The sequence below is a fragment of the Arthrobacter ulcerisalmonis genome (assembly GCF_900609065.1).
Classification (GTDB): domain Bacteria; phylum Actinomycetota; class Actinomycetes; order Actinomycetales; family Micrococcaceae; genus Arthrobacter; species Arthrobacter ulcerisalmonis.
Window position 1 is genome coordinate 46,030 of the sequence record NZ_UXAU01000026.1, and the last position, 26,133, is coordinate 72,162.

26 protein-coding genes and 1 tRNA gene are annotated in these 26,133 nt (G+C 64.5%); 15 read left to right on the forward strand and 12 right to left on the reverse strand.

The annotated features are described in order from the left end of the window. The first annotated feature begins 3 nt into the window (after positions 1 to 3). The 8 genes from PSET11_RS09625 to PSET11_RS09660 all read left to right on the forward strand — a co-directional run bounded on the left by PSET11_RS09625 (position 4) and on the right by PSET11_RS09660 (position 8,030). Positions 4 to 663 (forward strand): FtsB family cell division protein, encoded by a 660-nt coding sequence (locus PSET11_RS09625; RefSeq protein WP_124091887.1) that lies wholly within the window; start codon positions 4 to 6, stop codon positions 661 to 663. Positions 664 to 690: 27 nt separating this feature from the next. After that, entirely contained in the window at positions 691 to 1,362 is a 672-nt protein-coding gene (locus PSET11_RS09630) for a DUF501 domain-containing protein (protein WP_124091888.1), read from the forward strand. Then, positions 1,359 to 2,306, forward strand: coding sequence for a Ppx/GppA phosphatase family protein (locus PSET11_RS09635; protein ID WP_124091889.1), 948 nt, complete (start codon positions 1,359 to 1,361; stop codon positions 2,304 to 2,306). Before PSET11_RS09630 ends, PSET11_RS09635 begins: the two co-directional genes overlap by 4 nt. Positions 2,307 to 2,309: 3 nt before the next feature. Continuing rightward, positions 2,310 to 3,719 (forward strand): S8 family serine peptidase, encoded by a 1,410-nt coding sequence (locus PSET11_RS09640; protein ID WP_124091890.1) that lies wholly within the window; start codon positions 2,310 to 2,312, stop codon positions 3,717 to 3,719. Positions 3,720 to 3,774: 55 nt separating this feature from the next. Next, entirely contained in the window at positions 3,775 to 5,241 is a 1,467-nt protein-coding gene (locus PSET11_RS09645; protein WP_124091891.1) for an NAD(P)/FAD-dependent oxidoreductase, read from the forward strand. A gap of 160 nt (positions 5,242 to 5,401) precedes the next feature. Continuing rightward, positions 5,402 to 6,343 (forward strand): N-acetyltransferase, encoded by a 942-nt coding sequence (locus PSET11_RS09650; protein WP_124091892.1) that lies wholly within the window; start codon positions 5,402 to 5,404, stop codon positions 6,341 to 6,343. Between the two features lie 20 nt (positions 6,344 to 6,363). Then, a tRNA-Leu gene (locus PSET11_RS09655) sits at positions 6,364 to 6,437 on the forward strand. Between the two features lie 240 nt (positions 6,438 to 6,677). Further along, on the forward strand, positions 6,678 to 8,030 hold the full coding sequence (locus PSET11_RS09660) for an ABC transporter substrate-binding protein (protein ID WP_124091893.1): 1,353 nt from the start codon (positions 6,678 to 6,680) through the stop codon (positions 8,028 to 8,030). 209 nt (positions 8,031 to 8,239) lie between these two features. On the opposite strand, the gene PSET11_RS09665 is transcribed toward PSET11_RS09660, so the two are convergent. The 4 genes from PSET11_RS09665 to PSET11_RS09680 are packed head-to-tail and all read right to left on the reverse strand — an operon-like array spanning position 8,240 to position 12,296. Continuing rightward, positions 8,240 to 9,031 (reverse strand): ABC transporter ATP-binding protein, encoded by a 792-nt coding sequence (locus PSET11_RS09665; protein WP_124091894.1) that lies wholly within the window; start codon positions 9,029 to 9,031, stop codon positions 8,240 to 8,242. Further along, the gene (locus PSET11_RS09670; protein ID WP_124091895.1) at positions 9,028 to 10,038 is read right to left on the reverse strand and encodes an ABC transporter ATP-binding protein; all 1,011 of its coding nucleotides are present in this window, start codon (positions 10,036 to 10,038) and stop codon (positions 9,028 to 9,030) included. The genes PSET11_RS09665 and PSET11_RS09670 overlap by 4 nt, the downstream gene beginning before the upstream one ends. Continuing rightward, positions 10,035 to 11,003 carry a branched-chain amino acid ABC transporter permease gene (locus tag PSET11_RS09675; protein WP_124091896.1) on the reverse strand — a complete coding sequence of 323 codons (969 nt, stop codon included), beginning with the start codon at positions 11,001 to 11,003 and terminating at the stop codon, positions 10,035 to 10,037. Before PSET11_RS09675 ends, PSET11_RS09670 begins: the two co-directional genes overlap by 4 nt. Before the next feature lie 9 nt (positions 11,004 to 11,012). After that, the gene (locus tag PSET11_RS09680) at positions 11,013 to 12,296 is read right to left on the reverse strand and encodes a branched-chain amino acid ABC transporter permease (protein WP_203415950.1); all 1,284 of its coding nucleotides are present in this window, start codon (positions 12,294 to 12,296) and stop codon (positions 11,013 to 11,015) included. 487 nt (positions 12,297 to 12,783) lie between these two features. On the opposite strand from PSET11_RS09680, the gene PSET11_RS09685 reads away from it, so the two are divergent. Next, positions 12,784 to 13,644 (forward strand): Bax inhibitor-1/YccA family protein, encoded by an 861-nt coding sequence (locus tag PSET11_RS09685; protein WP_124091898.1) that lies wholly within the window; start codon positions 12,784 to 12,786, stop codon positions 13,642 to 13,644. A gap of 90 nt (positions 13,645 to 13,734) precedes the next feature. Here PSET11_RS09685 and galK read toward each other — a convergent pair whose 3' ends face one another. Together galK and galT are read right to left on the reverse strand one after the other, a co-directional pair. Continuing rightward, a complete protein-coding gene (gene galK / locus PSET11_RS09690; RefSeq protein ID WP_124091899.1) occupies positions 13,735 to 14,934 on the reverse strand; it encodes a galactokinase in 1,200 nt (399 codons plus the stop codon). Continuing rightward, the gene (galT, locus tag PSET11_RS09695; protein ID WP_124091900.1) at positions 14,931 to 16,088 is read right to left on the reverse strand and encodes a galactose-1-phosphate uridylyltransferase; all 1,158 of its coding nucleotides are present in this window, start codon (positions 16,086 to 16,088) and stop codon (positions 14,931 to 14,933) included. The genes galK and galT overlap by 4 nt, the downstream gene beginning before the upstream one ends. Before the next feature lie 102 nt (positions 16,089 to 16,190). Between galT and PSET11_RS09700 the strand changes: the two genes are divergently transcribed. The 4 genes from PSET11_RS09700 to PSET11_RS09715 are packed head-to-tail and all read left to right on the forward strand — an operon-like array spanning position 16,191 to position 20,358. Next, positions 16,191 to 17,138, forward strand: a complete 948-nt coding sequence (locus tag PSET11_RS09700; protein WP_124091901.1) for an aldose 1-epimerase family protein — start codon at positions 16,191 to 16,193, stop codon at positions 17,136 to 17,138. Between the two features lie 36 nt (positions 17,139 to 17,174). Continuing rightward, positions 17,175 to 18,491 carry an AI-2E family transporter gene (locus tag PSET11_RS09705; protein ID WP_124091902.1) on the forward strand — a complete coding sequence of 439 codons (1,317 nt, stop codon included), beginning with the start codon at positions 17,175 to 17,177 and terminating at the stop codon, positions 18,489 to 18,491. A 3-nt stretch (positions 18,492 to 18,494) separates the two neighbouring features. After that, the gene (gene ilvA, locus PSET11_RS09710; RefSeq protein WP_124091903.1) at positions 18,495 to 19,733 is read left to right on the forward strand and encodes a threonine ammonia-lyase; all 1,239 of its coding nucleotides are present in this window, start codon (positions 18,495 to 18,497) and stop codon (positions 19,731 to 19,733) included. A 10-nt stretch (positions 19,734 to 19,743) separates the two neighbouring features. Next, on the forward strand, positions 19,744 to 20,358 hold the full coding sequence (locus PSET11_RS09715; protein ID WP_238989095.1) for a rhomboid family intramembrane serine protease: 615 nt from the start codon (positions 19,744 to 19,746) through the stop codon (positions 20,356 to 20,358). Positions 20,359 to 20,468: 110 nt separating this feature from the next. Here PSET11_RS09715 and greA read toward each other — a convergent pair whose 3' ends face one another. After that, positions 20,469 to 20,963 (reverse strand): transcription elongation factor GreA, encoded by a 495-nt coding sequence (gene greA, locus PSET11_RS09720; protein WP_124091905.1) that lies wholly within the window; start codon positions 20,961 to 20,963, stop codon positions 20,469 to 20,471. Positions 20,964 to 21,122: 159 nt separating this feature from the next. Next, positions 21,123 to 21,572, reverse strand: a complete 450-nt coding sequence (locus tag PSET11_RS09725; protein ID WP_124091906.1) for a DUF4307 domain-containing protein — start codon at positions 21,570 to 21,572, stop codon at positions 21,123 to 21,125. A gap of 108 nt (positions 21,573 to 21,680) precedes the next feature. Here PSET11_RS09725 and mca point away from each other — a divergent pair, with 108 nt between their 5' ends. Together mca and PSET11_RS09735 are read left to right on the forward strand one after the other, a co-directional pair. Beyond that, entirely contained in the window at positions 21,681 to 22,586 is a 906-nt protein-coding gene (gene mca, locus PSET11_RS09730; RefSeq protein WP_124091907.1) for a mycothiol conjugate amidase Mca, read from the forward strand. A gap of 92 nt (positions 22,587 to 22,678) precedes the next feature. Then, positions 22,679 to 23,008, forward strand: a complete 330-nt coding sequence (locus PSET11_RS09735; protein WP_124091908.1) for a hypothetical protein — start codon at positions 22,679 to 22,681, stop codon at positions 23,006 to 23,008. Here PSET11_RS09735 and PSET11_RS09740 read toward each other — a convergent pair. From PSET11_RS09740 to trhA, 4 genes are all read right to left on the reverse strand, one after another. Further along, complete coding sequence (locus tag PSET11_RS09740; protein ID WP_124091909.1) at positions 23,005 to 23,658, reverse strand: hypothetical protein; 654 nt, start codon at positions 23,656 to 23,658, stop codon at positions 23,005 to 23,007. The two genes, PSET11_RS09735 and PSET11_RS09740, sit on opposite strands and share 4 nt — an antisense overlap. Before the next feature lie 35 nt (positions 23,659 to 23,693). Continuing rightward, positions 23,694 to 24,326 (reverse strand): hypothetical protein, encoded by a 633-nt coding sequence (locus tag PSET11_RS09745; RefSeq protein WP_203415946.1) that lies wholly within the window; start codon positions 24,324 to 24,326, stop codon positions 23,694 to 23,696. Positions 24,327 to 24,374: 48 nt separating this feature from the next. Continuing rightward, a complete protein-coding gene (locus PSET11_RS09750; protein ID WP_124091911.1) occupies positions 24,375 to 25,274 on the reverse strand; it encodes a WXG100 family type VII secretion target in 900 nt (299 codons plus the stop codon). Positions 25,275 to 25,379: 105 nt separating this feature from the next. After that, complete coding sequence (trhA, locus tag PSET11_RS09755; RefSeq protein ID WP_124091977.1) at positions 25,380 to 26,021, reverse strand: PAQR family membrane homeostasis protein TrhA; 642 nt, start codon at positions 26,019 to 26,021, stop codon at positions 25,380 to 25,382. Positions 26,022 to 26,133 lie beyond the last annotated feature (112 nt).

The window sequence follows — 26,133 nt, forward strand, 5'->3', positions numbered from 1 at the left end:
GTCATGGCTACCCGCCGACCCAAAGTTCCCAAGGTCACCCCACCGGGTCCCCCGTCCGGATCCGTCAGCGAGCCCACCGACGACTCGGACGGCATCCCTGTGGTGTCCGCTTCGACCTCCCGGGCGTCGGCTTCCGCCGGCAGGGCGCCGTCGGGCAGTTCCGGCAAACGTCCGACGGCGGCATCCACAGCACCGAAGGCTGGTGCCGGCAAGGCGTCGGGGAGCAAAGCCGCGGCCGGGTCTGCTGGGCAGGGAGACGATGCCGAGCACCAGCCCATTCCGGCTAAGGCCTTCTCTGGCCGGATGCTTGCCCTGGCAGTGGTGATGGTGGCGATCACCATCATGTTGGCCCCGACCGTAAAAATCTTCTTCGACAAAAAAGCCGAACTGGATGCCTTGAATGCCGATATCGCCGCACGTGAGGCGGAGGGAACGGCACTCCGCCAGCAAGTCTCACGCTGGCAGGATCCCAACTATGTGAAACAGCAGGCCCGAGATCGCATTAACATGGTTATGCCGGGAGAAACCGGTTACTGGGTTTTTGGCAGCGATCTGCCAGCTGGCACAGATGCCGTCGAACCCGGTGCAGCAACACCAGACCCCGCCGATCTGCCGTGGGTAGATTCCTTGTGGGAGTCCATCACGCGCGCGGCCACTGACTGAACCGCAACAGGAAGGACGGCCCGCGACGTGGAAACCAACACGGCAGCCGCCCGGGATGAAACCCGCCAACCATCTGCCCACGACCTCGATGTGCTGAGCAGGCAACTGGGCCGGCCGGTCCGGGACGTGGTGGAGATTCCTGCCCGATGCGTGTGTGGCAACCCATTGGTGGCAGCTACCGCCCCCCGGCTGAGCAACGGTACGCCGTTCCCCACCACCTTTTACCTGACGCACCCGGTGATCACCTCTGCTGTGTCCCGGCTCGAGGCCACCGGTGTGATGAACGAAATGAACGAGTCGTTGGCCGACAATCCGGGCCTTGCCACCACCTATGCAGCCGCGCACCAGGACTACCTTGCAGCCCGGGACGCCATCGGCCAGCGCTCTGGCATTGGCGCCGTGCCGGAAATCGACGGGATCTCCGCGGGCGGCATGCCTACCCGGGTGAAGTGCCTGCACGTTCTGGTGGGCCATTCCCTTGCGGCCGGACATGGCGTCAACCCACTGGGGGACGCAGCCTTGGAGCGGATCAGTGAATGGTGGACCGCCGATCGTTGCTACTGCGATGGGGCCTGGGATTCGGCTGGCGACGTGCCGTCCAGGGACCTGAGCCGGCACGGACCGCAGGGGCTCCCGGAGCTGGTGGGCCGGCCAGCTCCCGTTCGGAAAGCTGCGACCACACCCGGGGCGGCCGAATGACCCGCGTGGCCGCCATTGACTGCGGCACCAACTCTATCCGCCTGCTGATCGCCGATATTGAGCGCACGGCCGGGACCACCACCGTCACCGACGTTGTCCGCGAGATGCGGGTGGTCCGGCTCGGAGAAGGCGTCGATGCGACCGGCGAACTGTCAGCGGCCGCCCTCGAGCGCACTTTTGCCGCCACCGAGGATTACGCCGCACTGATCGCCCAGCACGGTGCCGCCGTCGTCCGTTTCGTGGCCACCTCCGCAAGCCGCGACGCACGGAATCGCGACGATTTTGTCGCTGGCATCCGGGCACGCCTGGGCGTCGAGCCGGAAGTCATTACTGGCGTGGAAGAAGCAGCCCTGTCCTTTGCCGGCGCCAGCAGCGTCCTGCCCGTGCTGGCGGGTCAGGAAGTCCTGGTGGTCGACCTGGGCGGTGGCAGTACTGAGTTCGTGCTGGGCAATGCCCAGGGTGTCATCGCCGCAAAATCCGTGGACATCGGCTGTGTCCGGCTGACCGAACGCCACCTGCGCAGTGATCCGCCCACGCAGGAGCAGCGGGCTGCGGCGCTGGTAGACATCGACGCCGCCATTGACCGCGCCGGTCAGGACGTGCCGCTGGGGCGCGCCACCGCCGTCGTGGGCGTTGCCGGGTCGGTGACCACGATTGCCGCCCACGCCCTGGGCCTGGGCGTATACTCGCCTGCTGCCATCCACGGCGCCGAGTTACCGTTGGCGACTTTTCAGGCCGCCGCTACCGACCTGACCGACCTGGCCCGGGAGCAACGGGCGGAACTGCCGTTCATGCATCCGGGCAGGGTGGATGTCATTGGTGCTGGTGGGCTGGTCTGGTCCCGGATCCTGGAGCGCGTGGCTGAGCTAACGGGTGGTCGGATCACCACTGCCGTGGCCAGTGAACACGACATCCTTGACGGCATCGCCTTGAGTGTCGGCTGAACCATGCCTTCCTCGTCGCGGGCGGCTTCGCCCCTCAACAAGACCCTGTCCGCTGCCTTGGCCCTTGCCGTTGCGGGATGTTGCCTGGTGGGCGGACTGGTTAGCGCCAGTCCAGCCCACGCCGATGACTGGCGTGACAAGGAATACTGGCTGGCCGAATCAGGCATCACCAAAGCTTGGGAAGTGTCAAAGGGCGCGGGTGTCAAGGTCGCCGTGATCGACAGTGGCGTCGACGGAACCCATCCTGACCTCAAGGGCGCCCTGGTGGGCGGCTATGACGCGTCCGGTTCCGGCGCGGCAGATGGCCAGCGCAGCGTAGGTTCCAAGCCTGAGCACGGCACGTTGGTTGCTACCATGCTGGCGGGCCGCGGGCACCAGCCGCCGCCACCCACTGCCAGTGCGAGCCCAAGCGCTACTGCCACACCAACGCCGGCGCCCGGGGGAGTTAACCCTGACGGCATCGTCGGCGTGGCACCGGAAGCGCAAATCCTCTCCGTCTCCACTTGGCTGGGTTCAGCCAACCCGTCCGGCAAAAGCGACCAAGACCAAATTCCAGAGGCGGTCCGCTGGGCCGTGGACAACGGTGCCAAGGTCATCAACATCTCGCTCGGGAGCACCAACCCACAGTGGCCACAGAGCTGGGACGCTGCCTTTCTCTACGCCGAGCAGAAAGATGTGGTGGTGGTGGCCGCAGCGGGTAACCGGGTTGGCGGCAGCGTCCAGGTGGGCGCCCCCGCAACCATCCCCGGCGTCCTGACCGTCGCTGGCCTGGACCGGCAAGGTGTGGCGAGCGTGGACGCATCATCGCAGGGCATCAGCATCGGCGTCGCCGCGCCCGCAGAAGACCTGGTGGGCGGCCTGCCCGGTGGCGGCTATGCGGAGTGGGCGGGGACGTCCGGCTCCACCCCCATCGTGGCCGGTGTCGCGGCGCTGATCAGGTCTAAGTGGCCGGCCATGTCCGCCAAGCAGGTCATCAACCGGATCGTCACTACGGCCAAGGACGCAGGCGCGCCCGGCAAGGATCCGCTGTATGGCTATGGCGTTCTGAACGCAGAAGCTGCGCTGAAGGATGACGTCCCGGAGACCACAAGCAACCCCTTGGGGTCCATCGCTGAATGGATCCGGGTCCACCGCCGCGGCATTCCCGCGACGGTGGCGCCAGCCGCACCCACGGAGGTGCCGAGCGCTGCACCCACCCTGCCGGATCCAACGGTGCCAGCAGCAGTGGCACCGTCGCAGCGGGACAGCGCCATTGGCGCCGCCGTCGTGATCGGTTTTGCTGTCCTGTTTGTGCTCATCATCGCGGTAGCGGCCATTCAGCTGCGGCGTACCGCACGGAACCCGGCGCTGATGGTGGAGGAGCCCGAAACGGGGGCCATGCAGCGCGTCGATTCCGGCGGAAAACCGGGCTGAGGAGAGCCAAAACGCAGTTAGTGAAGATTTTCACAAACTGTTGTATCCTTAAATCATGGCAACCCCCACAGAGCTCCAGGACCGTCCCAGGGTACTTATCGTCGGCGGCGGTTACGTCGGCCTGTACGTAGCACTCAAACTGCAGAAGAAGATCGCGAATGCCGGTGGCATTATCACCCTCGTGGATCCACTGCCTTACATGACCTACCAGCCGTTCCTGCCCGAGGTGGCAGGCGGCAACATTGAGGCGCGCCACGCGGTGGTTTCGCACCGCCAGCACCTCAAGCAGACCGAACTCATCCAGGGTCGCGTCACCTCCATTGACCACGCGAACCGCACCGCAGTGATCGCTCCGTCCGACGGCGGCGAAAACTTCGAGATCCCGTACTTCGACGTGGTCCTCGCAGCCGGAGCCATTACCCGCACGTTCCCCATCAAGGGCCTCGCGGAAAAGGGCATTGGCCTGAAGACCATCGAGGAAGCCGTTGCCCTGCGCAACAAGGTCCTTGACAGCATCGAGCGGGCTTCCGTCATGACGGACCCGGCCGAGCGTGCCCGCGCACTGACGTTCGTTGTGGTGGGTGGCGGCTTCGCCGGCATCGAATGCCTCACCGAAATGGAAGACCTTGCCCGGGCCGCAGTCAAGAACAACCCGCGCATCAAGCAGGAGGAAGTCCGCTTCGTCCTGGTTGAGGCCATGGGCCGGATCATGCCGGAAGTGACTGCCAGCCAGGCCGAATGGGTGGTGGAGCACCTCCGCAGCCGCGGCATCGAGGTTCTGCTCAACACGTCCTTGGACAACGCAGATGGCAGCCTCAAGCTGATCAACCTGCCGGACAAGACCCCCGCGCAGGAAATCGAAGCAGACACCTTGGTCTGGGCTGCCGGCGTGCAGGCCAACCCGATGGTCCGCTCCACCGACTTCCCGCTGGAACCGCGCGGCCGCGTCCGCACCCTCCCCGATCTGCGGATCGGTGGCGACGAAGGCATTGTCGAGAACGCCTGGGCCGCTGGCGACATCGCCGCCGTTCCGGACCTCACCGGCAAGGGCCTCCCGGACGGCACCTGTGTCCCCAACGCCCAGCACGCTCTCCGCCAGGCCAAGCGCCTCGCGAAGAACTTGTGGGCTTCCCGCTGGGATAAGCCGATGCACGACTACAAGCACAAGAACCTTGGTGCTGTGGCTGGCTTCGGCGAGTGGAAGGGTGTCGCGAACATCAACCTCTTGGGCCGCATCGGCTTGAAGGGCCCGCTGGCATGGCTGGCACACCGCGGCTACCACGGCATGGCCATGCCCACGGTGGAGCGCAAGGTCCGCGTTGTTGGCAACTGGGTCATCCGCTTCTTTGCCGGCCGCGACACCACGCAGCTGCTGGACCTGGACAACCCCCGCGCTGCCTTCGTGGCTGCGGCAACGCCGGCTCCCAAGCCCGTTGTCACGCCCGCACCGGCTCCCGAAGCTGACGCTGCGGAGAAGACCAAGGTTGATCCCAAGCAGCCCGTCTCGGCTGACGCCAAGTAGGTTTAGCACAGTCACTGCCTGACGCAGGGTCTGCATAATGTACGACGGCGGCCGCCCCTTTCGAGGGGCGGCCGCCGTTTTTGCTGTGGCGGGCGTTGATTCATCGTGGTGGGCGCGGCGGTTGCCGGCTGCCGGTTTGGCTGGCTCCTAGACTGGTCCGATGACTGCTTCGGATCTGCAGACCCTTTTGGCCTCGATGGCACCCGTTCAGCGGGACGGCGAGTTTGTCTATGTGGCCTGGCCGGACGGAACGCCGCTCCCGGCCACGGTGGAAGCGGTGGTGCGCGAGGATGAAGGGCTCACTGTGGTCTTGGCACGGGCAACCGCGGACCGCTTGGGGCTGGACTACAGCTACGTCGCAGCTTGGCTGACCCTGGGCGTCCATTCTGAACTTGATGCGGTGGGGCTGACGGCGGCTTTTGGGACAGCGCTGGCAGCGGCGCGGATCAGCTGCAATGTCCTGGCGGGATTCCACCACGACCACCTGCTGGTCCCTGCTGCGGACGCGCCCCGAGCCCTCGAAGTCCTGCACGAGCTCTCGGCCGAGAGCAGGCAGGCCCCGCACCGCGAACTGGAGCTCCGGGCCGAGACGCCGGCTGACCGCGAGGCGATCCTTGGGGTGGTGGCTGCAGCGTTCGCCATATCGCCTGTCACCGGCTTGCCCGTGGACGGCGAGCCCACCGAGGTGGCAGTCCTTCGCGGACTGTTCGACGCCGACGAATATCTCCCCGACCTCAGCGTGGTGGCCCTGTTGGACGGAGAAGTGGTGGGCCATTGCATCAGCACCCGCGGCTGGGCGGGCGAGCACCAGCTCCTGGGACTCGGCCCGGTGGCCGTTGTCCCTCGGTTGCAGCAGCACGGAATAGGTTCGGCACTGATCAACGAGAGTATCGTCCGGGCTAATGCGGCGGGGGAGTGTGGGATCGCCCTCCTGGGCAGTCCCGACTACTACGCCAGGTTCGGGTTCGTCCCCGCAGCCAACTTCGGAGTAATGGCCCCGGAACCGGCTTGGGGTGAGCATTTCCAGCTGCTGCCCTTGGCGCTGTGGCCGGGCGGCGTGCATGGCACCTTCCGCTACGCAGCAGCATTCGGCGTGGCGTGACGGGCTAAGATGGACCAGTTGCCCCAGTAGCCCAATTGGCAGAGGCAGCAGACTTAAAATCTGCGTGTTGTGGGTTCGAGTCCCACCTGGGGTACTGACCGAGCGGCTCCGCGTCCCTTCAGTTCTGAAGGGATCCGGGGCCGCTTCTCTTTCTCGACGCCCGATGGCAACGTCCCAGCCGGCGCTTAATTTCGCATATGCAACGACTGTTATAAGGATGTGACCTCAGTCACTTATGTTCGGCTGCTATTTGCACTAGCTTGAAGCCTAATCAGGATCACCTGGTTCTTTCGCGTCAAAGGCCGTTCGCACCTTTAGATCGAGGAGTTCGTACATGACTTCATTCCCCCAGATGGGAACCCGCGTTGCCAAGCTGACAGTGCTTGGCATCGGCGTTGCCTTCATGGCAACAGCTTGCGGCGGTTCGTCCACACCCACGGCGACCGATTCCGCATCCGCCTCTACCGCCGGCATTTCCTGTCCGGCACCTGAGGCCGGCGCCGGGGCAGCAGCCAGCCAGGCGGCGGCCCCAGCGACCGTGCCAGCCACCAAGGGCAGCACCGACACGGCACTTAAGATCGGCTCGCTGCTCCCCACGACCGGCTCGCTGGCTTTCCTCGGCCCGCCCGAGATCGCCGGTGTCAACTTGGGCGTCGCCGAAGTCAATGCTGCGGGAGGCGTCCTCGGCAAGCCCATCGAGGTCATCCACCGTGATTCCGGTGATACCAAGACGGACATTGCCACGCAGTCCACCTCGGCTCTCCTCGGCCAGGGCGTCAGTGCCATCATCGGTGCTGCTTCCTCGGGTGTTTCCAAGACGGTGATCAACCAGATCACTGGTGCAGGCGTTATCCAGTTCTCGCCGGCCAACACGTCTCCGGACTTCACCACCTGGGATGACAAGGGCCTCTACTGGCGTACCGCACCCTCTGACGTGCTTCAGGGCAAGGTGCTGGGCAACTACATGGCAACGTGTGGTGCACAGACCGTCGGCATGATCGTCCTCAACGATGCCTACGGCACCGGCTTGGCCTCCAACGTGAAGTCGGCGTTTGAAGCGGCCGGCGGCAAGGTCGTCGCAGAGGAACTCTTCAACGAAGGTGACACGCAGTTCAGCAGCCAGGTGGACAAGATTCTTGCCGCCAAGCCTGACGCGATTGCCCTGATCACGTTCGATCAGGCCAAGAGCATCGTTCCGCTGATGACCGGCAAGGGCGTCAAGCCAACCCAGATGTTCCTGGTGGACGGCAACACGTCCGACTACAGCAAGGACTTCCAGGCCGGCACGTTGAAGGGCGCTCGCGGTACCATCCCGGGCACGTTCGCCCAAGCTGACTTCAAGAAGAAGTTGCTGGCCATTGACCCGGCGCTGAAGGACTACAGCTACGCTGGCGAGTCCTACGACGCCGTCAACCTGATTGCGCTGGCCACCGAAGCGGCCGGCAGCACCAAGGGCGTGGACATTGCCGCGAAGTTGAAGGAAGTCTCTGAAGGCGGCGAGAAGTGCACCTCGTTTGCTGCCTGCGTGACCCTCATCCGTGAGGGCAAGGACGCTGACTACGACGGCCAGTCCGGACCCGTCACGTTCTCCGACGCTGGCGACCCTACGGAGGCCTACATCGGCATCTACGAGTACCAGGACGACAACACCTACTCAGCAGTCAAGGAAGAGTTCGGCAAGCTCTAAGCCCTTCCTGAATCCATCCGGGGCAGCCTAGGCAGACCCGGAACCAGCGGCCACTGCACCTTTCATTGGGGGAGGTACAGTGGCCGCTGGTCTGTGTTGACCCAACCACGCACCTAGGCATAGCGAGGATAGCTGGTCGAGACACAAAGAAGCGGCCGCTGTCACCACCCTGAGGGTGGCGACAGCGGCCGCTGAGGTGTTGCCGGAGGTCAGTGCTGCTTGCCCTCTTCCTCGACAGTGTCAGCCAACGTACCCAGGTAGAGCTGAATGACCTTGGGGTCCTTCATGAGCTCCCGGCCGGTGCCCGTGTAGGCGTCCCGGCCTTGGTCAAGGACATAGCCACGGTCGCAGATCTGCAGGCACCGGCGGGCATTCTGCTCCACCATGATCACCGACACGCCTGCCCTGTTGATCTCGTGCACGCGCAAGAAGGTCTCGTCCTGTTTGACGGGGGAGAGGCCGGCGGAGGGCTCGTCCAGGAGCAGCACCGCTGGATCCATCATCAGGGCCCGGCCCATGGCCACCATCTGGCGCTCACCGCCCGAGAGTGAACCGGCCCGTTGCGCCCGCCGCGTCCCCAACTCGGGGAACAGGCTGGTGACGAAGTCGAACCGCTGGGCGAAGTCCTTGGGTCGCTGGAACATGCCCATCTGCAGGTTTTCCTCGATGGTCAGCGCCGCAAAGACGTTGTTAGTCTGCGGCACGAAGCCCACACCACGGCTGACCAGCTTGTTGGCTTTGAGTCCGGTGATGTCCTGGCCACGCACCACCACCGTCCCGGAATGCACCTTGACGAGTCCAAACATGGCCTTCAGCAGCGTCGACTTACCGGCGCCGTTGGGTCCGATGATGCCAATCAGCTCGCCCTTGCGGGCCTCAATGCTGCAGCCGTTGAGGATGTTCACGCCGGGCAGGTAGCCAGCTACCAGGTCCTTGACGCTCACTACCGCGTCGGTATCGCTGACGGGCTGGGCGGCTGCTGCCGCGCTGGTGCTGCTCATTGGCTCTTCCTTTCCTCGTCGGTGGCCACAACGTCCACCGCGATGATGCCGGCGTTCTCCGTGCCCACAATCGACTCTTCGTCTGCCACGAGTTCAGCGGCCAATTCCCGGATTCCGTCCGAATCTCCCAGGTCCACGTCATGGTGGGCGCCGAGATAAGCGTCGATCACGGCCGGATTCTTCATCACCTCGTTGGGCGGTCCCTCGGCCACCACCTTGCCTTCGGCCATGACCACCACCCAGTCGGCAATGTGCCGGACCATGTGCATGTCGTGTTCAACGAACAAGACGGTCATGCCCTCTGCTTTGAGGTTCTTGATGTGGTCCAGCAGTGATTGGGTCAGTGCTGGATTAACGCCTGCCATAGGTTCGTCCAGCATGACCAGTTTGGGCCGCACCATCAGGGACCGCGCCATTTCCAGGAGTTTCCGCTGGCCGCCTGAGAGGGACGCGGCGTAATCATCTTTCTTGGCGTCCAGCTTGAACTTGGCCAGCAACACGTCGGCCTCGGCCGTGATCTGTTTCTCCCGGCCACCCCACATGCCCTTGAACAGTGCCTTGGAGAGGCTTTCGCCCGGCTGGTTGGCTGCGCCGAGGCGCATGTTCTCCATCACCGTCAGCTTTCCCATGACCTTTGTCAGTTGGAAGGTCCTGACCATTCCCATCCGTGCCACCTTGTAAGGCGACACGCCGGCGATGCTCTTGCCCTCGAACTGCCACTTGCCGCTGTTTGGGGTATCGAAGCCGGTGAGCAGGTTGAAGAGGGTGGTTTTCCCCGCGCCGTTGGGCCCGATCAAGGCCGTGATCTTGTGCCGCGGGATTTCGAGGTATTCGACGTCGACGGCGTTGATGCCGCCAAAGCTCCTGGTGACGTTTTCGGCTACCACAATGGGATCGCGCTTCTTGCAGCCCGGGCTGGGATCGCCGGCCGCGATGGGCCGGGTGTCGTTCATGTAGTCAGGCTCGCCTGACTCGGCCACCGCGGGTTCTTCGCTATGCAGGCTCATGCGAACGCCAGCTCCTTCTTGTTTCCAAACACGCCTTGCGGCCTGAAGATCATCAGCAGCATCAACGCCACACCCACCAGGATGTAGCGCAGCTGGCCTGCCTGGACGGTGTTGAGCCACGTCACGGCGCCCGATTCAATCAGTCCGTACAGCACACCCTGCGTCAAGGACAGGACCACCCAGAAGATCATGGCGCCAATCACCGGCCCCAGGACCGTGCCCAAGCCACCCAGCAGGAGGCAGGTGTACAGGAAGAAGGTCAGCTCTGTGCCGTAGTTGGCCGGTTGGACGGCACCACGAGGAAGGGTAAATATCATCCCGGCGAGGGCGCCCAGGACGCCACCGATGATCAACGCCTGCATTTTGTAGGCGTAGACGTTCTTGCCGAGTGAGCGGACGGCGTTTTCGTCCTCGCGGATACCCTTCAGCACCCGGCCCCACGGGCTGCGCATCAGCAACCAGACCAGCAGGCAGCAGAGCGCAACTAGCGCCCAACCCACCACGCGGATGAAGAAGTCACGATTGTTCATGCCCAGGTAGCTGCCCTCGGGGAACGGGTTCATGGAGTAGAAGCCGCCCTCGAACGCGGCCAGGCCGTTGGCCGAACCGGTCACGCCGGTCAGCTGGTTGGTGGTCACGATGTAGCGGACAATTTCCGCTGCCGCGATGGTCACAATGGCCAGGTAGTCGGCCCTGAGCCGCAGGGTGGGAATACCCAGCAGCAACGCAAAGACCGCCGACGCGAGGATGGCGATCAGCAGGCCTACGAAGAAGGGGACGCCAAACGTCAGGGTGGACACGGCGAAACCGTACGCGCCCACGGCCATGAAGCCGGCCTGGCCAAAGTTCAGCAGGCCGGAGTAGCCGAAGTGCACGGCGAGCCCGAGTGCGGCAAGCGCATACGCCGCCGTCGTCGGACTGAAAATTTCGCTGGCAGCGCTGGTGAGAATGAATCCAAAGTCCATGGCTGTCTCCTAACCCACGCGCTCGCGTCGGCCCAGGATTCCCTGTGGCCGGAACAAAAGGACAACGATCATGATGAAGAGTGCGCCGACATATTTGAGGTCGGCGGCGAGGCCAAACACCGTGGTCAGTTCCACGAAGATGCCCACGATGATGGAGCCGATGAGGGCGCCAAACACGGTACCCAGACCACCCAGGGTGACGCCCGCGAAGATGAGCAGCAGGATCGCCGACCCCATATCGAAGGTCACGCCGGGCCGGTAGTACGCCCAGAGGATACCGCCCAGCGAGGCCAGCATTCCACCGGTGATCCACACGAGCCGAATCACGCCGTCGACGTCGATCCCCGACGCTGCAGCGAGCGAGGGGTTATCTGCCACGGCTCGAGTCGCCTTGCCCAACCGGGTCTTCAACAACACGATGCCCACGAGCGCGATCACCGCTGCGCTGATGCCCAAGGACCACAGGTTGTTGGGCGAGATGGAGACCGGCCCAATCTGGATCTCGGGACTCTGCGCGTAGGGCAGTTGCTGCGTGGCGCCACCGAAGAAGAACTGGATGACATAACGGACCGCAAGCGCCAGGCCGATGCTGACGATCATCATGGGCACCAAACCGGTTCCGCGACGTCGCAACGGGCGCCAGAGCCCACGGTCCTGGGCGTAGCCGAAGAGTCCGCCGCCTGCCAGCGCCAGTACGATCGCCAGCCAGAACGGCAGGCCCAGGGCGTTGAAGCCGAACACCAGCACCGCACCCAAGGTCACCATCTCGCCGTGGGCAAAGTTGGTGAGGCCGGTGGTGCCGAAGATCAGGGATAGGCCCACCGACGCCAGCGCCAGGAGCAGCCCGAAGCTCAGGCCAGCCACCAGCCGGTTGATGAGGTTCTGGCCGAAGTCCTGCTGCTGGACCACGATGCCCTTGCCGAACGCAAAGATGACCGACAGGTTGGAGGTCTGGCTGAACGTCACATCGCGGGGATTCTCCTGGCCATCGGCCAGCTTGATGCCCTCAGGGAGGGTGGACTCATCAAGTTCCACGGTGTAGGTGCCTTGGTCCGGGACGCCGATGGTCCAGGCGCCGTTGGCGCCGGACGTGGCCGTTCCGGTGAAGGAACCACTGGTGGCAGTGAGTTTCACGTCCGCCAGGGGTGCTCGGGTGTCGTCGCGGAGGAAACCGCTGATGTTGTTTTGGAAGGTCTGGTTCGACGGGGGTGGTGTCGGGGACGGGGAAGCGGCCAGCGACGCCGGTGCTACCGCGAGCAGGATGGCGACGATGGCAGCGCTGAGGGCTCCCAACAGTCTCAACCCACGGCCTCCGGCCCGCAGGCCCAGGGTAATACTTCTCAAATTGAAAACCTCCACTTGGGGACGGTCTCGGCTGCGCCTTTGCAGCTGCGAACGGACGCAGGGTTGGGTTGATGACTGAGATGAGGCACCACTCACGGATGTGAGTTCCGTCACCCTGCTTGGCTTATGCTACAGCGCGAATTGCAGGGATATTGCTGCAGTTCAGGGCGGCGTTGGTCGCGATCCCATAACAACTGTGTAGCCAGTTTGTTTCAAAAATGTAGGAATGCTAAAGAAACTTTTGTTGAGTAACGGTATTTCTTAACAGTTTGCTATCGAGCGCCGCCGGGGAGGTTTCCGGGACCACGCTGATAGTTGGGTCACGGTTGGGTTGCACCGCCGACATCTGGGGAACTTTCACCGCCCCTGCCTCGTGAAAATTGGTAGCGTGAACTCCAAAGGTTCACATCACCCACTCGCATGGAGGAATACCGTAATGGCACTCGGCGGCAACCCGATCTTCAACGGAAAGAGTTTCCGTGGAGCCACCCAAGCACCGCCTGTTCCGCAGGCCGCCTATGGTCAGGCTCCGTACGGCCAGCAGGGCTGGAGCAACACCCAGACCCAGGGCCTGTCCAACGACCAACTGCAGCAGATGTACAACCAGCCTGCTGCCGGCCCGGCCGACACCGGCCGGATGACCTTCGACGATGTCATCATCAAGACCGCCCTCTGCCTCGGCACGGTGGTGGTGGGTGCGGCTATCTCGCTGACCGTCAGCTTGGGCTTGGCGTCCATGCTGATGATCGTCGGTGCCTTGGGCGGCTTTGCGCTGGCCATGGTCAACACCTTCAAGAAGCAGCCCTCCCCGGCGCTCATCCTCGCGTACGCCGGCCTTGAGGGTCTGTTCCTGGGCGGACTGACCCGGATCCTCGACACCCAATACCCGGGCGTTGGGCTGCAGGCTGTCGTCGGCACGCTGTCCGTCTTCGCCGTGACCCTGTTGCTGTTCAAGAGCGGCAAGGTCCGGGCCAGCCCCAAGGCCATGCGCTTCTTCATGATCGCCATGTGTGGCTACGCACTGTTCTCCATCGTCAACCTGGTCATGATGATGACCGGACTCAGCCAGGGCATGTTCGGCATGCGCAGCGGCGTCATCGGCGTGGTCATCGGTCTCTTGGCCATAGGCCTGGCCGCTTTCTCGCTGGTCATGGATTTCACCAGCATCGAGGCGGGCGTCCGCAGCGGCGCTCCGCAGCGCTTCTCCTGGACCGCAGCATTTGGCCTGACCGTCACCTTGGTCTGGCTCTACGTGGAGATCATCCGCCTGCTGGCCATCCTGCGCGGGGACGACTAGCTCCTTCCCGTACCGGCCGCCGTCGGACGTTAGACAACGAGGGCCCCACCATCTGGTGGGGCCCTCGGGCTTTTAAAATGGGTTGGCCGGCTAGGCCACGCGCATGGCACCGGCTGCGGGGGAGACGGTGAAGATCTCCGGGGACGTATAGCCGGCCGCCGCAAAGGCACGGACGACGGCGTCCCGCACCTGCTGCTCGGCACTCACCGGGGTCAGCGCAATCGCAGCCCCGCCAAAGCCGCCGCCCGTCATCCGGGCGCCAATGGCGCCGGAGGACCGGGCCGTGTCCACTGCGAGGTCAAGCTCTGGACAAGAGATTTCGAAGTCGTCCCGCATGGACACGTGGCTGGCGTCCAGAAGTGCACCAATCGCCGACGGTCCGTGGCTGGCCAGCAACTCAACCGTCCGCAGCACCCGATCATCCTCGGTCACCACATGGCGCACCCGCCGGAAGGTCAGCTCGTCCAACAGTCCGCTGGCCTTCTCCAGGTCGCCCACCTGGACGTCCCGCAGGGCCGGGACACCGAGGACTTGGGCCCCCAACTCGCAGGACGCCCGACGGGAGGCGTAACCGCCGTCGGCATGGGAGTGCGAGACCTTGGTGTCGATCACCAGCATGACCAGCCCGGCCGGTTCCGTTTCAAACGGCACCAGGCGCGCATGCTGATCACGGCAATCGAGGAACACCGCATGCCCGGAGGCGCCACGCAACGAGGCCGATTGATCCATGATGCCGGTAGGTGCACCCACGAAATCGTTTTCCGCCTGCTGCGTGGCCAGCACCATCTCCTGTGCAGACAGCCCAGCCCCGGTCAGCTCATTGAGCGCGGTGACCACCGCGCATTCGATCGCGTGCGAGGACGACAACCCAGCGCCCAGGGGAACCGTGGAATCGAGCAGCAGGTCCAGGCCCGGGACGTCAATGCCGCGCTGCTGCAGGGCCCACATAACGCCGAGGGGATACTTGGTCCAGCCCTTGGCCGTTCCCGGTTTGAGGTCCGTCAGCGGCACGCTCAGCATGCCCTGATCGCCATAGGTGGAGAGGAGTCGCACCGTGGAATCCGGGCGGACGCGGATAGCCACCCGCGCCGTCCGGTCGATAGCGAACGGCAGCACGAAGCCCTCGTTATAGTCGGTATGCTCGCCGATGAGGTTGACTCGGCCCGGCGCCTGCCAGACGCCGTCGGGCGCCACACCGAATTCTGCTTCGAACTGCTCTGTCAACCCGGCAGCAAGCCCATTGGCTGCTGCGTCCTGCTGGTTGGTCTGCTGGCCCGGATCGGCGATCATGCGGAAACTCCCTCGGGTGCGGGTGCGGGTGCGGGTGCGGGTGCGGGTGCGGGTGTAGTGGCCACGGCGCGCAGGCGCTCGGCGACACTTTCGGGGGTGGTGTCGTTGATGAAAGCGCCCATGGCCGCTTCCGAGCCTGCCAGGTACTTGAGCTTGTCCGCCGCTCGACGCGGGGAGGTGAGCTGGAGATGAAGATAGCTGGCGGGCCGGAGCAGGTCATCAAGGGGTGCTTGGTGCCACGCGGAGATGTACGGCGTAGGGGTGGGGTAGAGTCCGTCGATGCGCTTCAGGAGGTCGAGGTAGACCTCTGCCAACTCATCCTTTTCCGCGCCGTTCAGGGCAGCCAGGTCAGGTACCTGCCGGTGCGGCACCAGGTGGACTTCCAGCGGCCAACGGGCAGCAAACGGAACATAGGCGCTGAAGTGCGTCCCCTCAAGGACCATCCGGCTGCCAGCCTGGCGTTCTGCGGCCAGCAACGATCCGGTCAAGGTGCTCCGACCATCGTTGGCATCGTAGAACTTCCGGGCGGCCGCACCCAGGGCGCCAGCCCGCGGCGTGATGTAGGGGTAGGCGTAGATCTGGCCGTGCGGGTGGTGCAGGGTGACGCCGATGTCAGCGCCGCGGTTTTCGAACGGGAAGACCTGTTTGACGCCCGGCAGGGAGCTCAGCACCTCCGTCCGTTGTGCCCACGCTTCAATGACAGTCCTGGACCGGGTGCTGCTGAGCCCGCTGAAGGAGCCGGTGTGCTCTGGCGTAAATGCCACCACTTCGCACCGGCCGTGGGCTGGTCCGCTGGTTCCCCATCCGGGGTGCTCAGGTGCCGGCCCTAGGCTGGGTCCCAGCGAGGGGAACCTGTTCTCGAAAACCACGACGTCGTAGTCCGACGCCGGGATTTCGGTGGCGTTGGCGGGTGTGGTGGGGCAGATGGGGCATTGGTCAGCCGGCGGCAGATGGGTGCGCGCCTGCCGGTGCGCCGCCACGGCTACCCATTCGTCGGTCAGCGCATCGAAACGGACCTCGCCGGGCTCGCCACGTGCCGGCAGTCCGCGATGATCAGCGGTCGCCTCCGCTCCGCGCTGGCCCGAGGTGCCGGCGTCGTCGAAGTAGATCAGTTCCCGACCGTCCGAGAGCGTGGTGCTTGTGATGGCTGTCATAGCAAAAATTCTTGCATGTTCGATCAAAAAAGAATAGTTAGCAACAAAAAATAACAAATGAACTTCTCGGTCACTGGCTTTGTTCGGGGTAGCCTATCCACCATGACTCTTCCTTTGGCCGCACCCGCGGGTGCGCACGCGTACGCAACTGGCAGGCAGTACGAGCTCCGCCGGGGTGATGCCTTCGCCGTGATCACGGAGCTGGCCGCCGGCCTTCGGTCCTATGAACGCGGCGGGGTGCTGTTGACGGAGACCTACGGCGATGACCAGATCGCGCCGGGCGCTACGGGCATCACCCTGGCGCCCTGGGCCAACCGCGTTGCTGACGGGATTTGGTTCCTGGACGGCCGCAAGCAGCAGCTGGACATCACTGAGGCCTCCCGGAATAACGCAAGCCACGGCCTGCTCCGCAACACCGCCTACCAGTTGGTCGATGAGTCGGAATTCTCAGTCACCCTCGAGGCCACCATCTTTCCGCAGCACGGCTACCCCTTCCTGGCGCGGCACCGCGTGCAGTATTCCCTCACGGAAGAACTGGGGCTGGCGGTGCGGCAGACCCTGACAAACCATGCCGCCCAGCCCGCCCCCTTTGTCCTGGGCGCGCACCCGTACCTCCGCCTGGGGAATGTTCCGGTCGAAGACCTGATGTTGACGGTCCACGCGAATACGGCCTTGATCGCGGATGAACGCCTGATCCCACGGAGCACCGCGCCCGTCAGCGGTGACACCGACTTCCGCGCCGGCCAACACGTCGCGGACCTCAGCGTGGATGTCGCCCTGACGGACTTGGCGTTCGACGGCGGGGTAGCCCGGCACGTTCTGGCCGGCGCGGATGGCCAGCAGGTCAGCCTGTGGCAGGACGCCGCGTGCAGTTATGTGCACGTTTTCATCAGCACCGAATACCCTGGCCGGAGCCGGGCCGTGGCGGTGGAACCCATGACCGGCCCCGCCAATGCCTTCAATACCGGCGACGGCCTGCGCTGGCTCCAGCCGGGCGAGTCGTTCAGCATCGACTGGGGCATCGACTACAGTCCCGCCCCCGTGGCGTAGTTTCCGATTGAGGCCGTGCTGGGTAAGGATTAGGCTATGACGCCTCCCAACGACGCCGCCAACGCCATGGCCTCAGGTTCGCCAGCACACCCCGCTTCACCGCTGCGCGTCCTCACGGACAGGGAATTGGACCAAGACATTCCCTACGGAATCCGGATTGCTGCCTCCTGGGCGTGGCGGCTCGGCCTGATCCTGCTGGTGGGCGGAGCGCTGATCTGGCTCCTCAGCAAAATCAGCTTCCTCATCATCCCGCTGATGGTCGCCGCGTTGCTGGCGGGCCTGCTGAACCCCGTGGTGACCTGGCTGGCGCAACGGAACCTGCCGCGCGGCCTGGCAGTAGCCCTCACCGTGGTGGCGTTCCTGGGCGTGATCGTCGGCGCCCTGGCTCTGGTGGGACGCCAACTCTTTGCCGGCCTCGGTGAACTGTGGTCTGAGGCCCTCAACGGCGTGGTCCAGATCCAGGATTGGCTGGCGGATGGTCCGCTGCACCTCACGGCAGACCAGATCGACCAGTACCTCAAGGAAGCCACCGCAGCCCTGCAGGAGAACAGCAGCAGCATCCTCAGCGGCGCACTATCGTTCGGCAGCACGGCCGGCCACTTCGCGGCAGGGCTGGTCCTGGCACTGTTCATCCTGATCTTCTTCCTCCTCGAAGGCAGCCGGATCTGGGCGTTCCTGGTGCGGCTCCTGCCCCGCAAGGCACGGCCGGGCGCTTTCGGTGCCGGCCGCAAGGGCTGGACCTCTATGGTCAGCTACGTGCGGATCCAACTCTTCGTCGCGGCAGTGGACGCGATCGGTATCGGCGCCGGTGCAGCCATTATCGGTGTTCCGCTGGCCCTGCCGCTGAGCGTCCTGGTGTTCATCGGTTCCTTCATTCCCGTGGTGGGTGCCCTGGTGACCGGCGCGCTCGCCGTCCTCCTGGCGCTGGTGGCCAACGGTCCCATCAACGCCTTGATCATGCTGGCCATCGTTTTGCTGGTGCAGCAATTGGAAAGCCACATCCTGCAGCCGCTGGTCATGGGCAAGGCTGTCTCCCTACACCCGGTGGCCGTGATCCTCGCCGTGGCAGCGGGCTCATACCTGGCCGGCATCCCCGGTGCGTTGTTCTCGGTGCCGATTCTCGCCGTCGTAAACTCGTCAGTTCGCTACATTGCCGCCAGGGCGTGGGAACATGAAGAGGTGCCGGCAGTCCTGCTGCCGGCTGGCGTCGGGGCCACGTCCACTCAGGTGGGCGCAGAACGTCCCCCCGCCCAGGGCGGCGGACGGCAGGCTGACCTCGGCTCCACCGCAGCAGACCCTGACGCGAGCCCGGCAACGGAGCGCCGTTCAGGGGACGAACCCAAAGGAGAGTAGTACGTGAATATCCTGGAAACCCTTCCCGTCACCCTGGACGATGTCCTTGAGGCGCAGAAGCTGCTTGACGGGATTATTGCGCGCACGCCGATCGAATCTTCCCGCGCCCTAGGCAGCCAAGTGGGTGGCGAGGTCTTCTTCAAATGCGAGAATTTGCAGCGCGCTGGCTCCTTCAAGGTGCGGGGCGCCTACGTGCGGATGGCCCGGCTTTCCCCGGAGGAAAAGAAGCGCGGGGTCGTGGCGGCCTCGGCCGGCAACCACGCCCAAGGCGTGGCGGTAGCCGCGAAGAGCCTCGGTATCAAAGCCCGGATCTACATGCCTCTGGGGGTGGCGCTGCCCAAACTGGCAGCTACCCGAAGCCACGGCGCAGAGGTCATCCTGCACGGCCACAACGTGGACGAAGCCCTCGCGGAGGCGCAGCGCTACAGCGACGAGACCGGCATGGTCTTTGTGCACCCCTTCGACAACGTGGACGTGGTGGCAGGCCAAGGCACGCTGGGGCTGGAAATCCTTGAACAGGTCCCCAACGTGGACACCATCCTGATGGGCGTCGGCGGTGGTGGGCTGCTCGCCGGCGTTGCCGTGGCCGTCAAAGCCCGGGCCAAAGAACTGGGCCGGGACATCAAGATCATCGGCGTCCAGGCCGAAAACGCTGCCGCCTACCCACCCTCGCTTGCCGCCGACGCCTTGGTGCCGCTCAAGAAGGTGTCCACCATGGCCGACGGCATTGCTGTGGGCCGGCCAGGGCAACTTCCCTTCAGCATCATCCGCGAACTGGTCGATGACGTGGTGACGGTCAGCGAGGACTCGCTGGCCAGAGCGCTGATCTTCCTCCTGGAACGCGCCAAGATGGTGGTTGAACCCGCCGGTGCTGTGGGCATCGCGGCGCTGATGGACGGAAAAATCGAAAACCCCGGCACCACCGTGGTGGTCTTGTCCGGCGGAAACATCGACCCCATGCTCATGCTCAAAGTCATCCAGCGCGGCCTCTCCGCCGCGGGCCGGTTCATGACCGTCCGAATGATGCTTGATGACCGGCCCGGTTCGCTGGCGACCATCGCACGCATCATCGCCGAAAACGACGCCAACGTCACCGGCCTCGATCACACCCGCGTGGGTGGATCGATCAGCATGGGAGACGTCTCCATCACCGTGAACCTCGAAACCAAGGGACACGAACATGGCGAGCAGGTCCTGGGCGCCCTTAGGGCCGAGGGCTTCCAACCGATTGTTGTGCACTAGGGGGGCAGGCGTGGCTGGATTGATCCGACGACAAACCGCGGGGGAGCCGCAGACAACCGCAGAGCGTGCCAAACGCGGCCTCATGGTGGTGGGCGGATTCGTGGTGCTGCTGATCATCATCGAGGTGATCAACGCGCTGCTCCAGCGTTCACTGACACGAACCTTTGGCCTCCGGCCGCGGGCGGTTGATGGGCTGCTGGACATCTTCACGTTCCCCCTCCTGCACGCAAACCTCAACCACCTGCTCTCGAACATCTTCCCGTTGTTGATCTTCGGTTTCCTGGTGTTCCTGGCCGGTGCGCGGGTCTTTATCACGGCGCTGGCGCTCAGCTGGCTCGGTTCTGGCGTGGCGGTCTGGTTGATCGGCGACGGCGGGGTGACGGTTGGTGCCTCCGGCCTGGTCTTTGGGCTGTTTGCGTTCCTCCTGGTCCGGGGATTCTTCAACCACAGTTGGAAGCAGATCCTGCTGGCCGTGGTGCTGTTCCTGGTCTACGGCAGCATCTTGTGGGGCATCTTGCCCACAGTGGCAGGATTCGTGTCATGGCAGGCACACCTTGGTGGAGCTTCGGGCGGCGTTGTGGCCGCGCTGCTGCTCCGGCCCAAGGCGCCCGCGCTGCAACGCTGAGGGTCATCTTGCCGTGCTGCGGCGCTGACGCTGGCACCTCCAGGTCAGTGGGCTTAACGCAGAAGCGCCGCCTGTCCTTGTGGACATGCGGCGCTTCTGCGTGCAGGACTCTAGGCCGCGTATGGCTTGGCGGAGATGATCTCCACCGGAATGGTCTTTCCGTTCGGCGCTACGTAGCTGATGGAATCGCCCTCCTTGTGGCCCAGGATGGCGGCACCCAGCGGAGACTTCTCGCTGAAGACATCGAGGTCAGACTCGCCGGCAATTTCGCGTGAACCCAAGAGGAATTTCTCTTCGTCACCGGCGATCTTGGCGACTACCAGCATGCCGGGCTCCACGATGCCGTCATCGGCCGGCGATTCGCCCACGTTGGCGTCACGCAAAAGCGCTGTGAGCTGGCGGATGCGGGCCTCGATCTTGCCCTGCTCTTCCTTGGCGGCGTGGTATCCACCGTTCTCCTTGAGGTCACCTTCCTGGCGGGCGGCCTCGATCTTCTGGACGATCTCTGCCCGGCCGGGGCCGGAAAGGTGGTCCAGCTCTGCCTTCAGGCGGTCAAAAGCTTCCTGGGTGAGCCAGGCGGCAGCTGCGCTGTTGGTGGTAGACACGGACTTCTCCTCTAATGGTCTTACATGCAAAAGACCCCGCCAGGTGGCCACTTGTGGAACAGCAACCAGCTGAGCGGGGTAAAGGGTATTAGACCAGTGTAATCAGTCGCGAAGAGATATCCCAACGCAGCAGAGGTGCAGCTCACACCCCTGCGTGGCTCACGCCTTGGGGATCCAGCAGCTGTCCACTACTCCCGATACAGAAGGGGACTCGGTGTTGAGGTCAATGCGTTGGTTTAGCGTGCGGCCGCCGTTGGATGCCAGATCAGCGGCGTCGGTGGGGATATCCACGACTTTCCAGCCGACCACTGCATACTTGGAATCGAGGGCTTTCACGGCGCATTTTACGGCTGTGCCGGGTTCCCGGGTGACCTGGAAATCAACCTGGGCCAGCGTGCCATCGGGCGTACTGTAGCCGATGTCCTTGAACGTCACCGAGTTCAGCGAATTGGACGTGGAAACCCAGCCAAGGTAGCCAATTCCGACAGCGAGGGCACCGATCACCACCAGCCGCCTGGTCCTCCGGGAGGGACCCTGTTTTTTTGCACCATACCGATTAGCTAGGCTGGTGTCTGCGGGCGCGGGTGCCGATGGGTCCGGGGAAGTCACCCTTCCAGTTTAGGGCCTCTCTGCAGGTGGCCATTGCGGCCACCAGTCGCCGCATCCGCATCCCCGTTCACGGCACGCCAGAATCCCAGATCAAGGAGCGGTCACCCCATGACAGCGTCCAGCAATTCCTCCACCCCGCTTCGGTTGCTCGCCGTCCATGCCCACCCGGATGACGAATCCAGCAAGGGTGCCGCCACCATGGCCATGTACGCTGCTGCCGGCGTTGACGTCATGGTAGCCACCTGTACCGACGGTTCGCGCGGCGATATCCAAAATCCGGCAATGGAAACGGCGCCACACCCGAAACGGGATATGGCTGGCGCCCGGCGGGTGGAGATGGCCAACGCGGCCGGGTTCCTAGGGGTCGCGCAGCGTTGGCTCGGGTTCGTTGACTCCGGCCTGCCGGAAGGCGATCCGCTGCCCCCGCTGCCTATGGGTTCCTTCGCCACCCTCACGCTGGAGCATGCTGCCGCACCCCTGGTCCGCCTGGTCCGCGACTTCAAGCCTCAGGTCATCCTTGCCTACGACGAAAACGGCGGCTACCCCCACCCGGACCACATCATGGCGCACCGGGTTGCCGTTGAGGCATTCGAGGCCGCCGGCGATCCGAGCCGGTACCCGGGAACAGGGGAGCCCTGGCAGCCCAGCAAGCTGTACTACGACCGCGCGTTCAGTCCCGAACGCTTCCGCGCCCTGCACTTTGCCCTGGAAGAAGCGGGACTGCAGTCCCCGTATGCCGAACGGCTGGCGGCCTGGCTCGAATCCGATGCGGAGGGGCACACCCCGCCGCCGCCCAAGCACCCCACCACAACCCAGGTTGATTGCGGCGACTACTTCGAGGCCCGGGATGACGCCCTTCGCGCGCACCGAACCCAGATCGACCCGCTGGGCTTCTTCTTTGCTGTTTCCACTGACATGCAGCGTCGGGCTTGGCCGTGGGAGGACTACACCCTGATTTCGTCCCACGTGGAATCCACCCTGCCCGAACGGGACCTGTTCGCCGGGCTAAGATAGAGGCTGCAGGCAATTTCTATGCCGTGTAGAAGACCAATCCTGACAGGGTCGTCCCCACGCCTGCTGCCACCGTGTCACAGAAGGTATTAACCGTGCATCATCTGCTGCTGAGCCTCGCCACAACCCCCACCCCGCTGCCCACCCCTGGCCTGCGCGACGGATTGTCAGAGGATCAGGTGACGCCTGGCCTGCTCGGGTTCATCATGACGGCCTTCTTTGTGCTGGCCACGGCGCTGCTGATCGTCGACATGGTGCGCCGGATCCGCAAGGTCCGCTACCGTGCGCAGGTAGAGGAAGAGAAGCTGGCAGCCGCAGCGGCCGCCGACGTGGCAGCGGCTGACGCCCACGACCACCTCGACACCGCAGAACCTGCAGGGTTCGACGACGCCGAGACCGCCGTCGTCGAACGTTCCAAAGACTAAAGCGGGCCGAACTCCCTGCTGCCCACGGGATCCCGCCACGTCAGGGCCAAGCCTTCAAGGCCCTGGCGCAGATCGGGCGACGCTGCAATGTCCGCTTTGAAATCACGGACGGCGTGCGTCATGAAGTAGGAGGGCAGCGTAAACACGCTGCCCATCAGCACCACCAGCAAGACGGCGTAGCCCAGCACCAGGACAGCTCCGGCAGGCACCGACTCCATCAGCCGGCCAGCCAGCGGGTAGAGGATCACGCCAAACATCACCGTGAAGAATGCGCCTAGGCCGATCCCGGAGCTGAGCTTGCTGGGTGCGCGCGAGGGTGCCGTCATGGTGATCCGGGGCAGCTTGCGTTGCCGGATGCGAGCGAAGAGACTGACGCCGAGGATCACCAGGACGACGCCGGGGATGCCCACTGCGGCTGCCGCGCCGATCCCGCCCGCTGCGGCCGCCAGCAGGCCGCCACCGGTGAGGGCGATGCCGACGCCAAGGACAGCGCCTGCCAGGCCTCGCTGCTGGCTGCGGTTCCATGCCATGGCACGTAGCGCGGTGGTGATGCCCGGGGTGGCGAGGCCGGCCGCGTCAGCTGACAGCCAAAAGTCCAGATCGCGTTGGCGGGGGGAGAAACCGGGGGTTCCGGCGGGTGGATACATCACGTCGAGTCAGTCCTTGCAGGTGGGGCGCAGCGCGCTCAGTTGTCCGCGAACGTCAGCGCGGCTTCGAAACGGCGGATCCCGTCGGCGGCGTCCACAACGTCAGTTTTTGCGGCACCGTCGTCGCCGGTGGCCAGCGTCCACGTGCCATCCTGGCTGACCTTAAGGTGTGCGGTGAGGGGCAGCCCGGACAACCGGTGATGCTTGACCATGGCTGCTGCGGGGTAGCCCTCAAGGCCGGTTTCGAGGTAGTGCCGTGCCAGCTTCACGCCAAGCCCCAGCATTCCGGGCTCGGGATCCAGCGGCTGTACCTCGTGGACGCCGTGTTTGCTCAGGTTGAGCAGGACACCGCCAGCGGCCGATCCGGCGGTGAACATGACATGGTCGGTGCCAGGGGTCACCAACGCGATTTCCAGCCACTCATCGGCATGGCTGAAGATCGCGGCCAGAATGGCGCCTTGCTCCAGGGGCACAATGTCGTCCCCCGCCACGTCCGCCAGGCCGCGCACCAGGAGTGTGGTGATGCCTGCCTGTTCCAGCAGCGCATTCTCGGCTACATGCCGGAGCCGGAAAATGTCGGTGGTGATGTTCGCGGCCGGGGTCTTGTTCATGGCCAGCAGCGCGATCAGTTCGTGTTCGGTCAGTCGGAGCGGCGTATCGTCGTTCATCATTTCCTCGCTGTATTTCGCATCGTCCTCAGCCATTCTAGGGAAGTGGCGCTAGCCGCCCAGCCAACCCCAAACCTTTTTGGCACCATCCGCCACTGCATTGGCGCCGTCGGCGATCGCGCCGCCCACCTTTTTAGCACCATCCACCACCATCTCGGAGGTGGAATCATAGCCAAGCCCCTTGGCCAGGAAACCAGCACCGGCCCAGACCAGTCCGGCAGCGGCGAAGCCCAGACCAACACCGGGGATGAAGCTGCCTGCGGCCAGGACCGCGGTGACGCCGCCATCCGTTGCTGCATAGGCGTCGCCGCTCATGATGCCGTCAACCATTTGGATGCCGCCACCCAGGACGCTGAGGACACCCGCGGCGCGGCCAACCATGGATAGCCCGTTCAGCAGCCGGGTGCCGTTGACGTAGCCGACGCCGGGCATCTGGCCATACTGCGCGCCCAACAGCGACCAGGAGCCCTTGGCCAGCAGGCCTGCCTTGGACATCTGGCTCAGGAGGACATCGGAAATGAAGCCGCCGCCGGCCGCAGCGGTGTTGAGGACCTGATAGGCGGTGTTGTTGTGGATGTCCAGGAACGGATTGTTTGGATCGTCAGTGCCGGCCGGAGTCTGTCCAGGGGTGCCGGGACTGCTGGGAGTTCCGGGTATGCCGCCAGGACCGCCGGACGAGCCGCCGCCACTGGCGGTCTCCTGCTGGTCGGCCTCGGTCAGGAGCTGCCTGGCCTGGCTGCGCAGGGAGTCTGCAGCGGTGTGCAGCATCGGCCGCAACGATGAGGTCCATTCGTTCCGGAACCGGTCGCCGTCGGCCCCTTTCCAGAGCGAACTGCCCACGATGCCGTTGACCGTCGATTCAACCGAGAGCAATCGGCTGCCTGACTGTCCGATGGACTTCGACAGGCTCCGTAGTTGCGCGATGTCCGCGCCGTACAGACCAGGTGACACCTTGTTCCCCCACTTCAGGCTTTGGAATGATCCAATTTTAGGCGACCCCGGTGCTGGCCGCGATGGGGACAGCTGCCCATCACCCGCCCCGATGCGCCCCGTTGGTCAGCGTAGGACCGCGAGGGCGATGGCGACGAAGTGCGCCGCGAAGGCGAACACCGTCAGGGCGTGGAAGAGTTCGTGAAACCCGAAGTGGTGGTAGCTGATGTTTGGTTTCTTCAGGGCGTAGAACACTGCCCCGGTGATATAGAGGGCGCCGCCGACGCAGATCAGGACGGCCGCAGGGATGCTGGCCTGGAAAAACTGGGGCAGATACACCAAGGCGCCACAGCCGAGGGCGATGTAGATGGGGACGTAGAGCCAGCGCGGCGCGTCCGTCCACAGCAGCCGGAACAGCACCCCGAGGATGGCTCCAGACCAGATGATCCACAGCAGCAGGACAGCCTGGGAGCGTTCCAGCAGGCTCCAGGCTAGGGGTGTGTAGCTGCCGGCAATGACCAACATGATGTTGGTGTGGTCGAGTCGCTTCAGAACCCGTTTGACGCCCGGGGACCAGTTGCCGCGGTGATAGACGGCGCTGACCCCAAACAGCAGCACGCCGGTCAGGGCGTAGACGGCGGAGGCGATCTTGAGGTCGCTACGGGGGGCGAGGACCACCAAGACAATACCGGCGGCTAACGCCAGCGGTGCGGCGACAGTGTGGATCCAGCCCCGCCATTTCGGCTTGATCATCAGGAGCTCTGCCAGCCGGATTGCGGCCTCATCCAACGGCCCTGATGCGCCGTGCGAAGGCGTTGGATTGGCGCCGGATTCAGGCACGTCTGTTCCCGGTGGGAGCTTCCTGGTCATGACCCCAGAA

Excerpts from the sequence above, each read along its gene's own strand:
- PSET11_RS09625 (WP_124091887.1), top strand. The coding sequence starts at position 4 with ATGGCTACCCGCCGACCCAAAGTTCCCAAGGTCACCCCACCGGGTCCC.
- PSET11_RS09635 (WP_124091889.1), top strand. The coding sequence starts at position 1,359 with ATGACCCGCGTGGCCGCCATTGACTGCGGCACCAACTCTATCCGCCTG.
- PSET11_RS09640 (WP_124091890.1), top strand. The coding sequence starts at position 2,310 with ATGCCTTCCTCGTCGCGGGCGGCTTCGCCCCTCAACAAGACCCTGTCC.
- PSET11_RS09645 (WP_124091891.1), top strand. The coding sequence starts at position 3,775 with ATGGCAACCCCCACAGAGCTCCAGGACCGTCCCAGGGTACTTATCGTC.
- PSET11_RS09650 (WP_124091892.1), top strand. The coding sequence starts at position 5,402 with ATGACTGCTTCGGATCTGCAGACCCTTTTGGCCTCGATGGCACCCGTT.
- PSET11_RS09660 (WP_124091893.1), top strand. The coding sequence starts at position 6,678 with ATGACTTCATTCCCCCAGATGGGAACCCGCGTTGCCAAGCTGACAGTG.
- PSET11_RS09665 (WP_124091894.1), bottom strand. The coding sequence starts at position 9,031 with ATGAGCAGCACCAGCGCGGCAGCAGCCGCCCAGCCCGTCAGCGATACC.
- PSET11_RS09670 (WP_124091895.1), bottom strand. The coding sequence starts at position 10,038 with ATGAGCCTGCATAGCGAAGAACCCGCGGTGGCCGAGTCAGGCGAGCCT.
- PSET11_RS09675 (WP_124091896.1), bottom strand. The coding sequence starts at position 11,003 with ATGGACTTTGGATTCATTCTCACCAGCGCTGCCAGCGAAATTTTCAGT.
- PSET11_RS09685 (WP_124091898.1), top strand. The coding sequence starts at position 12,784 with ATGGCACTCGGCGGCAACCCGATCTTCAACGGAAAGAGTTTCCGTGGA.
- galK (WP_124091899.1), bottom strand. The coding sequence starts at position 14,934 with ATGATCGCCGATCCGGGCCAGCAGACCAACCAGCAGGACGCAGCAGCC.
- galT (WP_124091900.1), bottom strand. The coding sequence starts at position 16,088 with ATGACAGCCATCACAAGCACCACGCTCTCGGACGGTCGGGAACTGATC.
- PSET11_RS09700 (WP_124091901.1), top strand. The coding sequence starts at position 16,191 with ATGACTCTTCCTTTGGCCGCACCCGCGGGTGCGCACGCGTACGCAACT.
- PSET11_RS09705 (WP_124091902.1), top strand. The coding sequence starts at position 17,175 with ATGACGCCTCCCAACGACGCCGCCAACGCCATGGCCTCAGGTTCGCCA.
- mca (WP_124091907.1), top strand. The coding sequence starts at position 21,681 with ATGACAGCGTCCAGCAATTCCTCCACCCCGCTTCGGTTGCTCGCCGTC.
- PSET11_RS09745 (WP_203415946.1), bottom strand. The coding sequence starts at position 24,326 with ATGATGAACGACGATACGCCGCTCCGACTGACCGAACACGAACTGATC.